The 14,697-nt window shown below is 60.8% G+C and carries 10 protein-coding genes and 1 tRNA gene; 2 read left to right on the plus strand and 9 right to left on the minus strand.

The genetic code is table 11. The annotated features are described in order from the left end of the window. Positions 1 to 16: 16 nt before the first annotated feature. From ACR0LW_RS18240 to ACR0LW_RS18270, 7 genes are all read right to left on the minus strand, one after another. Entirely contained in the window at positions 17 to 2,020 is a 2,004-nt protein-coding gene (locus tag ACR0LW_RS18240) for a hydantoinase/oxoprolinase family protein (protein ID WP_480586719.1), read from the minus strand. Positions 2,021 to 2,091: 71 nt separating this feature from the next. Beyond that, positions 2,092 to 3,129, minus strand: coding sequence for a tRNA epoxyqueuosine(34) reductase QueG (gene queG / locus ACR0LW_RS18245; RefSeq protein ID WP_480883775.1), 1,038 nt, complete (start codon positions 3,127 to 3,129; stop codon positions 2,092 to 2,094). Between the two features lie 74 nt (positions 3,130 to 3,203). Beyond that, a complete protein-coding gene (gene fzlA / locus ACR0LW_RS18250; RefSeq protein ID WP_480883777.1) occupies positions 3,204 to 3,869 on the minus strand; it encodes an FtsZ-binding protein FzlA in 666 nt (221 codons plus the stop codon). Between the two features lie 58 nt (positions 3,870 to 3,927). Continuing rightward, positions 3,928 to 4,662, minus strand: coding sequence for a monofunctional biosynthetic peptidoglycan transglycosylase (mtgA, locus tag ACR0LW_RS18255; RefSeq protein WP_480586675.1), 735 nt, complete (start codon positions 4,660 to 4,662; stop codon positions 3,928 to 3,930). Between the two features lie 39 nt (positions 4,663 to 4,701). Then, positions 4,702 to 5,619: a Hint domain-containing protein gene (locus tag ACR0LW_RS18260; protein WP_480883779.1), complete on the minus strand. Its 918-nt coding sequence runs from the start codon at positions 5,617 to 5,619 to the stop codon at positions 4,702 to 4,704. A 185-nt stretch (positions 5,620 to 5,804) separates the two neighbouring features. After that, positions 5,805 to 10,337 (minus strand): glutamate synthase large subunit, encoded by a 4,533-nt coding sequence (gene gltB / locus ACR0LW_RS18265; protein ID WP_480883781.1) that lies wholly within the window; start codon positions 10,335 to 10,337, stop codon positions 5,805 to 5,807. Between the two features lie 48 nt (positions 10,338 to 10,385). Then, positions 10,386 to 11,819: an NAD(P)-dependent oxidoreductase gene (locus ACR0LW_RS18270; protein WP_170623577.1), complete on the minus strand. Its 1,434-nt coding sequence runs from the start codon at positions 11,817 to 11,819 to the stop codon at positions 10,386 to 10,388. A 229-nt stretch (positions 11,820 to 12,048) separates the two neighbouring features. Here ACR0LW_RS18270 and ACR0LW_RS18275 point away from each other — a divergent pair, with 229 nt between their 5' ends. Next, on the plus strand, positions 12,049 to 12,852 hold the full coding sequence (locus tag ACR0LW_RS18275) for an undecaprenyl-diphosphate phosphatase (protein WP_480627334.1): 804 nt from the start codon (positions 12,049 to 12,051) through the stop codon (positions 12,850 to 12,852). Here ACR0LW_RS18275 and ACR0LW_RS18280 read toward each other — a convergent pair whose 3' ends face one another. Further along, positions 12,853 to 13,836 carry a complex I NDUFA9 subunit family protein gene (locus ACR0LW_RS18280; protein ID WP_170520803.1) on the minus strand — a complete coding sequence of 328 codons (984 nt, stop codon included), beginning with the start codon at positions 13,834 to 13,836 and terminating at the stop codon, positions 12,853 to 12,855. A 201-nt stretch (positions 13,837 to 14,037) separates the two neighbouring features. Between ACR0LW_RS18280 and ACR0LW_RS18285 the strand changes: the two genes are divergently transcribed. Beyond that, positions 14,038 to 14,124 (plus strand) — tRNA-Leu (locus ACR0LW_RS18285). A gap of 65 nt (positions 14,125 to 14,189) precedes the next feature. On the opposite strand, the gene ACR0LW_RS18290 is transcribed toward ACR0LW_RS18285, so the two are convergent. Next, a complete protein-coding gene (locus tag ACR0LW_RS18290; RefSeq protein ID WP_170453301.1) occupies positions 14,190 to 14,642 on the minus strand; it encodes an SRPBCC family protein in 453 nt (150 codons plus the stop codon). Positions 14,643 to 14,697 lie beyond the last annotated feature (55 nt).

Genomic DNA, 14,697 nt, shown 5'->3' on the forward strand with positions numbered 1-14,697 from the left:
AGAATTCTGAGGGGGTCTATCCCGTCGCCACCCGAGGGCGACCGCTGGCTTCAACGGTCAGCATCGCCTCGACAAACACATCTCGTTCTTCCACCCGCGCAGTCCGGATATCGCGGTCGACGACGACCCGGATGTCCTCGGCCCCGGCATCGCGCACGGCACCTTCAGCCTCGGCGCGCAGGACCCGTTCCAACAGGGCCAGCGCTTCATCCGAGGCCCCGAAATCCTGCGGGCCGTCCTCAAGATGAACGCGGTACCGGCCTTCGGTCGGAGAGGTCACTGTTCCCGATCGCCGCAAGGTCAGCCGTCCGACAACCGCACCGATGGCGTTGGCGACGCCCGCATGGTCCGGCAGCACCATCTGGCAACGCAGCCGATCCCCCACGGCAGGGTAGTAGCTGGGGGCCGAGGCGCCCAGCCCCACCACATCCACGTTCAGCGCCGCATCCAGCGCCAGCAAACCCCGGTGCTGCGCCAGCCCGCGTTGGGTCAGAACATGCCGGGCCAGGTCCTTGGGCGCGAGGCCGAAATCATCGGCCTCTTCGGCAAAAGCAGCCTCTAACAAGGTCAAACTGGTCTGTTCGGTCAGTTGGTCGATGATCATTTGCGCCAGCTGCTCGGGCGATGTGGCCAGCATGTCGCCCGACCCGACCCGCTTGCGCGCCACCAGTTCCAGCGCCTTGCGCGCAGCACTTGCATCCCACGCATCGACCCGTCCCAGCACATGGCTGGCATCGGATGGTGTTACCCCTGAAACCTGAACAATTCCGCGATCCACCAACCGGGTCAGCGCACCATTTTCCATCCGCGTCCGCAACAAGCCACCAAGCGGCAGAACCTGATCGCCCAACCTGTCCAGCAGCGCCTCTTCCCGCGCGCCAACCCCATCGGCATGGACACCCGGCACACGGCGGGCGAACCGCGTGTCATGCTCACCGACCGTTGTTGCGCGCAGTTGTTCGTCCAGAACGGCGTGGATCACCTCGGGCGCTTCCGATGCGATCAGTGACACAGGCAGAACCCGCCGCGGCCCCAGAAAGACGCCGCCGCCCAGACCTTCGGTCACCACATGCACCTGACTGTCGCCGCCCAGCCCATGGGTCCGCATGGCGACCGCCTCGACCATGGTGCGAAACCCGCCAACCTGTGCGCCCGCCGGATCAATCGCGGGTTTGCCGTCCCGGATCAGCGCCACGTCAGTGGTCGTCCCGCCAATGTCCGAGACCAAGGCGTTCTCGGCCCCCGTCAGCCATTTCGCCCCTACAATCGACGCGGCGGGGCCGCTGAGGATGGTTTCGATGGGTCGTTCGCGGGCCTGTTCGGCGCTCATCAACGCGCCATCGCCGCGCACCACCATCATCGGCGCGGTAATGCCCAAGGCCAGCAACTGATCCTGCGCGCGCCCGATCAGACGGTCGATCATCCCGATCAGCCGGGCATTCAGCACGGCCGTCACAGCGCGTTTAGGCCCGTTCAGCTTGGCCGACAGGTGATGAGAGCACGTGACAGGCGCACCGGTCTTTTCCGCGATGATCCGCGCCGCCTCCAACTCATGCGCCGGGTTGCGGGTCGCGAATTGGGCGGCAACGGCAAAACCGGAAATCCCTTTGTGAGAGTCTAAGAACGCCTCCAGCGTCTCTGTATCCAACGATCTCACTTCACCGCCCGCATGGCTGTGCCCACCGGTAACGACCAGCGCCGGATCGCCCTTCAGCGCATCCTTCAGCCCGTGCTTTTCAAGATCACTCTCTTTGAATCCGATATAGATCAGCGCCACGCGGCCGCCCTGCCCCTCGACCAGAGCGTTTGTTGCCAATGTGGTCGACAACGACGCCATCGAGATCTGATCGGGCGTGACCTGCGCCTCGTCCAACACGGCCGAAATTGCTTTGCCCACTCCGATCGCCAGATCGGTTCGCGTTGTCAGGGATTTGGCAGAGGCGATCACCTCACGCTCATCCCGGATCAACACCGCATCGGTATAGGTTCCGCCCGTATCCACCCCCAAAGCCAACGCCATCGGGTCCTCCATCTGTTCGCTTCGCATGGGTTTAGAGGTTTGGACCGCGACGTCCAGCCTGTTTGCGGCATTCAGGGCAGTCGATTCACCGCCCAGCGCGCCGCATCTGCCACCGCTGCATCAGGATCGTTGGTCAAACCCTGCGCCACGGCGCGCAACGCCGCCTGCCCGGAATTGCCAATCGCATAAAGCACATTGCGCACAAACTGATCCCGCCCGATCCGCTTGATCGGCGAGCCCGAAAACTTCGCCCGGAAGGCGGCATCGTCCAAAACCGCCAGTTCCGCCAGCGCGGGGGCCTTCAGATCATCGCGAGCCGCATACCGGAGGTCACTGGCAGCAACTGCAAACTTGTTCCAGGGACAGGCCGCCAGACAATCATCGCAGCCATAAATCCGGTTTCCCAGCTTGCCCCGCAATTCTTCGTCCACCGGGCCCTTATGCTCGATGGTCAGGTAGGAAATACATCGCCGTGCATCCAACTGATACGGGGCCGGAAATGCATCGGTCGGACAACTGTCCAGACAGGCACGACACGATCCGCAATGATCCGTCTCGGCCATGTCCGATGCAATGTCCAAAGTCGTGAAAACAGACCCTATGAAGGCCCAATTGCCCCAATCCCGGCTGACCAGATTGGTGTGCTTGCCCTGCCATCCCAACCCTGCCGCATGCCCCAAGGCCTTTTCGGGCACCGGAGCAGTATCGACAAACACCTTCACCTCACCCCCCGCTTCAGCAATCAGCCACCGCGCCAACCGCTTCAGGCGCTTCTTGACAAGATCGTGGTAATCCTTGTTCTGCGCATAAACCGAAATCGCCCCGCGCTCGGAATGTGCCAACACCTCAGTCGGATCATGCTCGGGTGTATAGCTCTCGGCCAACATGATCACCGAACGCGCCTCGGGCCACAGCGCCGCCGGATCGCCACGCCAATGGGTCCGCTCGGCCATCCAACCCATCTGCCCGTGATAACCGGCGTCCAGAAACGCCGCCAATCGGTCCGGCACTTGCGGTACATCCCAAGGCCGACAGACCCGACAGGACACAAACCCCTCGGCCAAAGCCTGCTCTACCAACTTGTCTTTTAAACCCGATCCGCTCTTCATCTGGCCAAAAATATCCTCGGGGGTGAATTGGCCTTCAAGGCCAAAAGGGGGCAGACAGCCCCCTCACCACCCTATCAGAAATCCAGATCGGCGTAATGGGGCGGGGGCCGGAATCCCGGCACCTGATCCGCCAGGATCGAGCGAAACGCCGGGCGCGACTTGATCTTGGCGTACCAGTCCTTCACCGCCGCGCTGCGATTCCAATCCACATCCGAGATATAATCCAGCGCCGACAGATGTGCCGCCGCCGCGAAATCGGCCAGGGTCATCTGATCCCCGGCCAGCCAGCGCCGATGATCCAGCAGCCACGCCATGTAATCCAGATGATACTTGATCGCCCGCGCACCTTCCTTGACGTTCTTGCTGTCGGGATAGCCCTGCCCGGTCATCTTCTTGTTGACCCGCTCATACAGAAGCTTCGAGGTCACCTCGTGATGAAACTTGTCATCGAACCAGCCGACCAGACGGCGCACCTCGAACCGGGCTTCGGGCGTTTTCGGCATCAGCGGCGGTTCGGGCCGGGTTTCTTCGATATATTCACAGATCGCAGCGCTTTCGGACATGATCTGCCCATCCAGCCGCAACACAGGCACTTTGCCTGCCGGGTTGCGACGCAGGAAATCCGGGTCTTGCTCCCAGTATCTTTCTTCAACCAGTTCGACCTCGATCTTCTTTTCTGCCAAGGAAAGCCGAACCTTGCGGCAGGAGGGGGACAGGGGAACGTGAAACAGACGCGCCATGGACTTCCAATCGAACCAGTGAATACTCTTCTGCTTTAGCCCCGAGAGGCGATAGGTTTCAATCCTCGAAACAATCCGCGCGACCATCTGCGCGGATGGTGGCCGCCCCCTCAAGAATCGCCGCGGCCCGTCTGCGGGTGAAAACCGACGGGTCCGTGACCGAGCGATTGCGCGGCGAGGGCAGGATGGCTGCAATCCGCCCCGCCTGCGTCGGGGTCATATTCGCCGCGCTGACACCGAAATTGCGCTGCGCCGCAGCCTCGACCCCGAAGATACCGGTCCCGGTCTCGGCGACGTTCAGATAGACCTCAAGTATACGCTGCTTGCTCCAGAATATTTCGACCACCGGCGTGATCGAGGTTTCCATCGCCTTGCGCACCCAACTGCGGCCCTGCCACAGGAACACATTCTTCACCACCTGCTGCGTGATGGTCGAGGCCCCTCGACTGCCGCCATCCTCCAACGCATCCCGGATCGCTTCGACGTCAAACCCCCAATGCAGGCAGAAATTCGCGTCCTCGGCCGCGACAACCGACCGGGCCATGATCGGATTGATCTCTTCGATCGGGACCCAGTCGCGCTCGACCTTGCCCAACCGCCGCCATTCTGACCAGATCGTGTGGGTGATCGGCGGGTTCACGACCGAATAGAGCAAAATCAGCCCTAGCACAAAACACACAACGCCCAACGCCGCGCGCGTTACCCAACGGCGCAGTTTCTGACCCAATGGCGTTGTCTTTTTGCGTGCCTTGCTTTTCTTACCGCTCGATTTGCGGGCTGCTTTCTTTGCCATATCTCAGCTATACGACGCGCGAGGCCGCTTTGAAACGGCCTAAATCGCGATTGCCCGTGCTTCGCGCGCAGGCACGACCGGGCGGGCGGTGTCGGGCATCCTGGCCCCACGCGCCTTCAATTCCGGAAACAGATGCAGGATTTCGGCCTGTGTTTCCCGTTCAGGCGCCGTCAAGGCGTGACCGGGGTAATAGCTTTCGCTTTTTGCGCCATTGGCAAAGATGATCTCGTGCCGTTCGAACAACAGGTGGATATAGTCGACCTGTCCGCCTTCGACCCGCCTCACCGTGTCCCCGTTCACCAGACAATGGGCGGCAATCAACGCCTCGGGGTGGCCAAACAACAGCATCGCGCGCCAGTCTTCGATCAGCATGCGGTGTTGTGGTGAGACCAGCAGCGGTTGGTCCAGCCCCAGCACACCCGCCTGGAACTGAACGGGTGCAAGTTTGCCCTCGGCCTCAACAGTGGTGCGCCCAACCCAGATCAGCGGTTGCGGGCCGTGATCCACGGTGGTGACAAGGTCGCCTGCCATCAGCGTTTCCACTGCCCGCGGGCCTTGCGGCGTGGCGATCATGGTGCCCGGCGTAAAGCATGGCGGGCCCAGATCGGTGGTCACGTCCAGCGGGCCTTGCGTGGTCACAAACGTTGTGGACGCCAGCGTGCCGGGCTGCAGGACGGACCCGTCCGTGGGTGTGAACACACGTGTGCCATCCGCCAGATAAAAGGTCGTTCCTGTGTAGGTCGCGGTGCCACCGCCTGTCAGGTTGATGGTCACCGTGTCCCCCGGCCAGGACGAGGTCACCAACTGACCGTTCACGGTGTCGCCAGTGCCCGCTTCGATGTCGAAATCGTCATCATCATCGACCAGATTGTACTTTTCGACCGATATGGCCGTCCCGGCCGGAGGCGGGTTGGCCGGATCGAACGCATAGAACTGGTCAAGGTAAGTGGTCGGCATTCGGCACCTCCTGTTCGACACCGCAGCGCGGCCACAGCATGATGGCAATTCATCACTAAAGCGTGAACAAAAGGCTAGGCGGGATGGTTGCGATCCAGCAAGACGCGCAGACGATCCACGCCAATAAGAAAGGCACCGCGTGATTCAAAAGTCACGCGGGGCCCTGTTTTTGGCTGTATTGGCGGCTATTCCGCCGGAACAGCGGCAACTTCGCTTGTCAGCGGATGGCTGAGCTTGTTCAGCATCTCTTTCGGGCAGACCTGCAGGAAGTTGGCCTTTTCGACATCCCAGTGTTGCAGAATGTCGGCGGCCTTGCGGCTGTAGGTCTCGGCCGCGTGACGCTCGATCAGCGATTTCAGCTGATCCACCCAATGATCCACGGTCACCGGACAGGTCACCAATGTCTCTTTGTTCATCAGCAATTCGGCCTTGCCTTCGGGATCGTACAGATAAGCCATGCCGCCGGTCATGCCGGCCCCGAAATTGGCCCCGATATCGCCAAGGATAACGGCCACGCCGCCGGTCATGTATTCACACCCGTTCGAACCACAGCCCTCGATCACCACCTGGGCGCCCGAGTTGCGAACGGCAAACCGCTCACCCGCGCGGCCAGCCGCGAACAGATGGCCATCGGTGGCCCCATACAGAACGGTGTTGCCGATGATGGTGTTGTCATCTGCCTTCAACGGGCTGACCTGCGGCGGACGCACGACAATGGTACCGCCCGACAAGCCCTTGCCGACATAGTCATTGGCGTCACCCGACACTTCCAGCTTCAGACCCGGGGCAGCAAAGGCCCCCAGCGACTGCCCCGCCGAGCCCTGCAGTTTCACATGCAGATGGTCGTCCTGGAACGTGTTCCGCATGCCGAAATTTTGCACAATATGGCTGGAGACACGGGTGCCAACCGTCCGGTGCGTATTCTGGATCGCGTAGGACAGTTGCATCTTTTCACCGTCTTTCAGGAACCGCGCCGCATCGCGGACGATTTCAGCGTCCAAAGTATCCGGCACCGCATTCCGATCCTTGTCGCGGTTATAGACGATGTCATGTGCGCCATCGACGGTGATCAGCAGCGGGTTCAGGTCCAGATCGTCCAGATGGGCCGAGCCCCGGCTGACCTGAGCCAGCAGATCGGCACGCCCGATGATCTCATCCACGGACCGGGCACCAAGGCTGGCCAGCACCTCGCGCACTTCTTGCGCGTAGAAGGTGATCAGGTTCACCACCTTGTCCGCATTGCCGGTGAACTTGGCGCGCAGGGATTCGTCCTGCGTACAGACGCCAACGGGGCAGGTGTTCGACTGGCACTGACGCACCATGATACAGCCCATCGCGATCAGGGCGGCGGTGCCGATGCCGTATTCCTCGGCCCCCATCATCGCGGCCATGACGATGTCGCGACCTGTGCGCAACCCGCCATCGGTGCGCAGAGTCACCCGATCCCGCAGGTTGTTCATCGCCAGAACCTGATGCGCCTCGGTCAGGCCCATCTCCCACGGCAGACCGGCATATTTGATGCTGGTCGCGGGGGACGCCCCGGTGCCGCCATTATGGCCCGAAATCAGGATGACGTCTGCCTTGGCCTTGGCCACACCGGCAGCAATCGTGCCAACGCCCGAAGACGCCACCAGTTTCACCGTCACCTTGCAGCGCGGGTTGATCTGTTTCAGGTCATAGATCAGCTGCGCCAGATCCTCGATCGAGTAGATGTCGTGGTGCGGCGGCGGTGAGATCAGCGTCACGCCTTTGGTCGAATGGCGCAGACGCGCGATCAGGTCGGTGACCTTCATGCCGGGCAATTGCCCACCCTCACCGGGTTTCGCACCCTGGGCGACCTTGATCTCAAGCTCTTCGCACTGGTTCAGGTATTCGGCAGTCACACCGAAGCGACCAGAAGCCACCTGTTTGATCTTGGCGGACGGGTTGTCGCCATTGGGTTCCGGCACGAAATGCGCCGGGTCTTCGCCACCCTCGCCCGAGTCCGACTTGGCTCCGATCCGGTTCATCGCCACGTTCAGCGTCTTGTGCGCCTCGGGCGACAGCGCGCCCAGAGACATGCCCGGCGTGACAAAACGTTTGCGGATCGAGGTGATCGATTCCACCTCTTCAATCGGCACCGGCTTGCCCAGCGGCTTGAAATCCATCAGGTCGCGCAGGTGGATCGGCGGGTTTGACTGCATCTTGGCCGAATACTGTTTCCACAGCTCATATGAGGCGCGGTTACAGGCCATTTGCATCATATGCATCGAGGTCGCTTCCCACGCGTGGGTCTCACCCGATTTGCGCGCTTTGTAGAAGCCACCGATGGGCAGTACGTCCAGACCGCTGTCCCAGCCCTTGGCGTGGATTTCCTCAACCTTGGCCTGAATACCGGTGACGCCGATACCCGAGATCCGGCTGGTCATGCCCGGGAAATACTCGGCCACCATGGCGCGGCTGAGGCCCACGGCCTCGAAATTCAGACCGCCACGATAGGACGAGATCACCGAAATCCCCATCTTGGCCATGATCTTCAACAGGCCCTGATCGATGGCTTCGCGATACCGCGCCACGTTTTCGGTCAGCGTCCCGTCCAGCAACCCGCGATCAATGCGGTCGGCCAGCGAATCCTCGGCCAGATACGCGTTCACCACGGTCGCGCCGCAGCCGATCAGAACCGCAAAGTAATGCGGATCGACACATTCGGCGGACCGCACGTTCAGCGAACAGAACGTCCGCAGCCCCTGCCGCGTCAGATGCGAATGCACCGCGCTGGTCGCCAGGATCATCGGCATCGCCACACGACCCTGACCCGAGTTCAGATCGGACAGAACCAGATGACCCGCGCCCGAGCGCACGGCCTCTTCCGCTTCGGCTCTGATACGGGCCAAAGCGACGCTCAGCGCGCCCCGGCCGGGTTCAAAGCTACAGTCGATCTCGGCCAGCGGAGAGTTGAAGTTTTCAACCAGCTTGTCCCACTGCGCGTTGCCGACAAAGGGGCTTTCCAGCACGATGATCTCGGTCTGGCTGCTGTCTTCATCCAGCACGTTCTTGAGGTTCCCGAACCGCGTTTTCAGCGACATCACCCGGTATTCGCGCAAGCTGTCGATGGGCGGGTTGGTCACCTGGCTGAAATTCTGGCGGAAGAAATGGCTGAGCGGGCGATATTTCTTGGATAGAACTGCCGAGGGCGTGTCGTCACCCATCGACGCCAGCGCCTCTTTGCCGTCTTCGGCCATGGGCGCAAGGATCTGCTCCAGCTCCTCGACCGAGTATCCGGCTGCGATCTGACGTTTGCGCAGTTCATCGCCCGAGAAGATCGGAGCCTCGGACACACCTGCCAGCGTATCGTCCACATCATTGATCTTGCTCACCCAGTCGCCAAACGGCAGCGCGCGGGACAGTTTGTCCTTGATCTGCTTGTCGCGGAACAGCTTGCCCTTCTTCATATCCACGGCCAGCATCTGACCCGGACCCAGCGCGCCTTTTTCGGTCACGGTGGCCTCATCGATAGGCACCATACCGGTTTCAGACCCCGCGATGACCAGCCCGTCGCCCGTCACAACGTAACGCATCGGGCGCAGGCCGTTGCGGTCCAGACCCGCGCAGACCCAGCGGCCATCGGTCATCGCCAAAGCGGCGGGGCCGTCCCACGGCTCCATCACCGAGTTGCAGTAGGAATACATATCGCGCCACGCCTGCGGCAGTTCCACCGCCTGCTTGGACCAGCTTTCCGGCACCAGCATGGTTTTCGCCATCGGGGCCGAGCGGCCCGCGCGCACCAGAACTTCGAAAACCGAGTCTAATGCAGCCGAATCCGACGATCCGCCTGCGATGATCGGCTTGATGTCTTCGGCATAGTCGCCAAAGCTGTCCGAGGTCATCCGGATTTCATGGCTTTTCATCCAGTTGACGTTGCCCTTCAGCGTGTTGATCTCGCCGTTATGGGCCAGCATGCGGAAAGGTTGCGCCAGCCACCATTGCGGGAAGGTGTTGGTCGAATAGCGTTGGTGATAAATCGCGAATGCGGATTCAAAGCGCTCATCCATCAGGTCCGGGTAGAACACGGCCACCTGCTCGGCCAGCATCATGCCTTTGTAGATGATCGAGCGGCAGGACAGCGACGCCAGATACAGCCCGGAAATCCCCGCGGCCAGGGCAGCCTTTTCGATCCGGCGACGGATCACGTACAGCTCGCGCTCGAACGTCTCTTCGTCTACGCCTTTGGAATTCGAGATCAGGATCTGCTCGATCTCGGGCCGGGTGGCGTTGGCCTTTTCGCCCAGACAGGTCACGTCGACCGGCACGTGTCGCCAGCCATAGATGTAATAGCCCATGCGCAGAACTTCGGTTTCCACGATGGTCCGGCAGCTTTCCTGCGCCCCGAAATCGGTACGCGGCAAGAACACCTGACCGACAGCGATCAACTCATCCAGATTGGGCTCGTGCCCGGTGCGGCGAATTTGGTCATAGAAGAACGGAACCGGGATTTGCACGTGGATCCCCGCGCCATCGCCGGTCTTACCATCGGCATCCACCGCGCCCCGGTGCCAGATCGCCTTGAGCGCATCGATCCCCGCATCCACAACCTTGCGGCTTTTCTTGCCATCGACCGAGACAACAAGACCCACACCGCAGGACGAATGCTCCTCATCCTCGGAATAAAGACCGTTTTCCGCCATCCACTGGCGTTTGGCTTCTTCGGCCCGCACCCAATCGGCATCATATTTGGTCATTGGCTGTCTCCTTCTTCCGAGGGGGCTTAATTCGCTTTGGTATCTGGCTTATTCGGCTGCGACAGCAGCTTTGGCGTTGAACCGGTCGATGATCGCATCGGCGCAGTCGCGCCCGTCGCGGATCGCCCACACGACCAGAGAGGCCCCGCGCACGATGTCACCGATGGCATAAACGCCGTCCATCTCGGTCTCACCGGTCTGGAAGGCGGCCTTGACGGTGCCCCAGCGGGTCACGGGCAGATCGGGCTGGCCGAACAGGGTGGGCAGGTCTTCGGGCTCGAAGCCCAGCGCCTTGATGACCAGATCGGCCTCTTCCACATAATCCGCGCCTTCGATCACCTCGGGGGCCTGACGGCCCGTGGCGTCGGGCTGACCCAAACGCATCTTCTGCACCATCACGCCCGAGACGGTATCGTCGCCGGTAAAGCCCTTGGGCGCGCTGAGCCATTCGAAGATTACGCCTTCTTCCTCGGCATTCTGGGTTTCACGCTGCGAGCCGGGCATGTTCGCGCGGTCGCGGCGGTATAGGCATTTGACCGATGTAGCGCCTTGCCGGATCGAGGTGCGCACACAGTCCATCGCGGTATCGCCGCCACCGATCACGACGACCTTTTTGCCATCGGCGTTCAGGCGGCCATTGTCGAAATCTTCGACCGCGTCACCAAAGCTTTTGCGGTTCGAGGCGGTCAGGAAGTCGATAGCCTTTTCGATGCCGTTCAGCCCGCTGCCGGGCATCGAAAGGTCGCGCGATTTGTAAACACCGGTTGCAATGATCACGGCGTCATGCTTGGCGCGAATCTCGTCGAATTTGGCAGCGTCCACGTCGCAGTTCAGCACGAACTCAACCCCGCCATCGGCCAGCAGATCATTGCGGCGCTGCACGATGTCCTTTTCCAGTTTGAAGCCCGGAATGCCGTACATCAGCAACCCACCGGCGCGGTCATAGCGGTCATAAACCGTCACCTGAACACCGGCGCGACGCAGCATATCCGCCGCCGCCAGCCCGCCGGGGCCACCACCGATGATGCCAACGCTTTCGCTGCGCTCGGCCCCCGGAACCACGGGCTTGACCCAGCCTTTGTCCCATGCCGTGTCGGTGATGTATTTTTCGATCGTCCCGATGGTGACGGTGCCGTGGCCGGACTGTTCGATCACGCAATTGCCTTCGCACAGGCGATCCTGCGGGCAAATGCGGCCACAAATCTCGGGGAAGGTGTTGGTGGCCTGACTGGTCTGATACGCCTCTTCCAGACGACCCGTCGCGGTCAGGTTCAGCCAATCGGGGATATTGTTGTGCAGCGGGCAGTGCGACTGGCAATAGGGCACACCACACTGGCTGCACCGGCTGGCCTGCTCTGCCGCCTTGTCCGCCGCGAACTCGGCATAGATTTCGTCAAAGTCTTCCTTGCGGTCATCAGCGGCACGCTTTTCCGGCATGACGCGGTCGATCTGCACAAATTTCAGCATCGGTTGCTTGGCCACGGGTCAGACTCCATGAATTGGCTTGGTCGGGCCTGTTTAAGAGATGCAGTTTGGGATGAAAAGTAAAAAGTACTGACCTAAATTGGAAAAGTTTGCGGTATCTTGCTAATCTCGGGAAATTACTGCGTGATTTTAGTTCCGATTCGGGCCTATCAACGCACTTTCCTTTTGAGAGCCACCGGAATACCCATAAAAAGTAAAACGATTTGGTAGCAGTGCAGCAGGTTAAATGAGTCTTTTTCACTTGATTCTCGTAGCGATAATTCAGGGGATAACTGAATTCCTGCCGGTGTCTTCATCGGGCCATCTGATCCTGCTGCCCAGCCTGACAGGGATGGAGGATCAGGGCCAAACCATAGACGTCGCGGTTCATGTGGGCACGCTGGGCGCGGTTGTGCTGTATTTTTGGACGGACGTGAAATCTGCCCTCTCCGGCGTGCCCCGCGCCCTAAGAGGCCAAACCGATACCCCGCAGGCCAGGCTGGCCCTGGGGCTGATCATCGCGACGATCCCAACCGTTCTTGCCGGGCTTGTCCTGTTTCTGACCGGGCTGAGCGATGCGATGCGTTCGATCGCTGTGATCGGCTGGACAATGCTGCTGTTTGGCGTGTTGCTGTATTGGATGGATCAAAAGGGCCCGCAAACCAAGGTGGCAAAGGATTGGGGCCTGCGGGACGCGGCGATCATGGGCCTGTGGCAGGCCATCGCCCTGATCCCCGGTACATCGCGGTCCGGCATTACCATCACCGGTGCCCGGCATCTGGGATACACGCGCGAGGACGGGGCCCGCATTGCCATGCTGATGTCGATCCCGACGATCATCGCCTCGGGCGTCTTGTTGTCAGCGGATGTGATCCATCAGGCCGATACCAATCTGGCCAAAGACGGGGCGATTGCCGCTGCCTTCGCCTTTGTCTCGGCACTTTTGGCGCTCAGCCTGATGATGCGCCTGCTGCGCAGCGTCAGCTTCACCCCATACGTGATTTACCGCGTGTTTCTGGGCATCACCCTGCTGGTGATTGCCTACAGCTGATCAGGTCCGCAGGTTATCGGCGGAATTCTGGATGTCGTCATACTGGCCCGAGGGGCGGAATTTCCACAGGTACTCGGGCAGAACCGACGCAAGCGTCGTGGCTTCGATCCCAAGATCTTCCAGCGTTTTTGCACCCTCTGACACAACATTGTCCCGGCGCAGGTTTTTCAGCTGATCGCGGGTCAGGATGTTGTTGGGGAACAGCTGGAAGCTGACGAATTTCGCAATGTCCAGAACCCCGGCCATGATCTTGGCCACAAAGAACGGTACACCCAGAATGATCCGGCGGCGGTGAATGACCTCCAGCATCTGCTGCATCAGGGCGCGGAAGGTTTTGACCTCGGGCCCGCCCAATTCGTAAACCCCGGCCTGCGCCTGACCCAGAACCCCTTTGACCGCCGCCTGCGCGACATCGTCCACATAGACCGGCTGGAATTTCGTATCGGCACCGACCAGAGGTAAAAACGGACCCAGACGCGCCATACCCGCAAAGCGGTTGAAGAACTGATCTTCCGTGCCAAAGACAAGCGACGGGCGCAGGATCACGGCGTCGGGCATATGCTGCAACACGCCCGCCTCTCCCCGCGCCTTGGTCTGCGAGTATGTGCTGGCCGCATCTGCATCCGCACCAATGGCCGAAATATGAACCATACGCGCGATACCCTGCTGCGCCGCCAAACGCGCGATCCGCTCGGCCCCTTCGGCCTGCACGGCGGCAAAATCATTGTTGCCAAGCTCGTTCAGGACGCCCACGCAGTTCACGACCGCATCCGCACCCTGCATAGCCTGCGCAACCGACGCATCATCGCGGATATTGCACAAGACCGGTTCGACCTGACCAACCACGCCGTAGGGTTTGACAAACATGGCTTCGTTCGGCCGGCGCACCGCCACGCGCACGCGCCACCCTTCACCCGCCATCCGTCGCGCGATGTAGCGCCCGACAAAACCCGATCCGCCGTAAATCGTGACCAGTTTGGACATGGGTGACCTCCTGCTGACTTTATGGGGAAAAGACGTAGCGCCCAGATCGCTTCGAAACAAGGCGCTAATTCGCCACGCGGCAACATCGGCACAATGCCTGATTGGGGGCGTAATCGGCCTTGTTCAAAAAACTTTCAAAAATCTCCCCGAATCCGGTTGACGCCCCCCGCCACTGGGCTTAAACGCCCCCTCACGACACCTGCCCAGGTGGCGGAATTGGTAGACGCGCTAGCTTCAGGTGCTAGTGTCCGTATGGACGTGGAGGTTCGAGTCCTCTCCTGGGCACCAAATCCCCCAAAGATGCTATTCCAAAACCACCCGTGCGCGGGCGATGTTTGCTGTCATTTACAATCTCACGACACCGATTGCTCGGACACGATTTCACCGAAGCGGGTGAAGAACTTGCCAGACAGTTTCTTGGCCGTTCCCGCGATCAAACGGCTGCCCAATTGTGCGATCTTGCCGCCGATATCGACCTTGGCGGTGTAGGCCAGAACCGTCTCATCGCCATCTTCGGTCAGTGTCACCTCGGCCCCGCCCTTGGCGAACCCGGCGGCCCCGCCCTTGCCTTCGCCATTCAAGGAAAAGCCATCCGGTGCGTTAGAGGTGTCCAGCGTCACCTGACCGGCGAACTTGGCCTTGACCGGGCCGATTTTCAGCACAACCTTGGCTTCCAGATCCTCGGGCGAGTTCTGAACCAGTTCCTCGCAGCCCGGAATACATTCTTTCAGAATCTCTGCATCATTCAGGGCGCGGTACACCACGTCACGGGGGGCGGTGATACGGATTTCGTCGCTCAGTTCCATTCAGGCATTTCCTTTGTTCAACAACATCTTGGGAAGACGATCAGCGCCATTTCGG

The organism is Ruegeria sp. N4 (assembly GCF_056531425.1).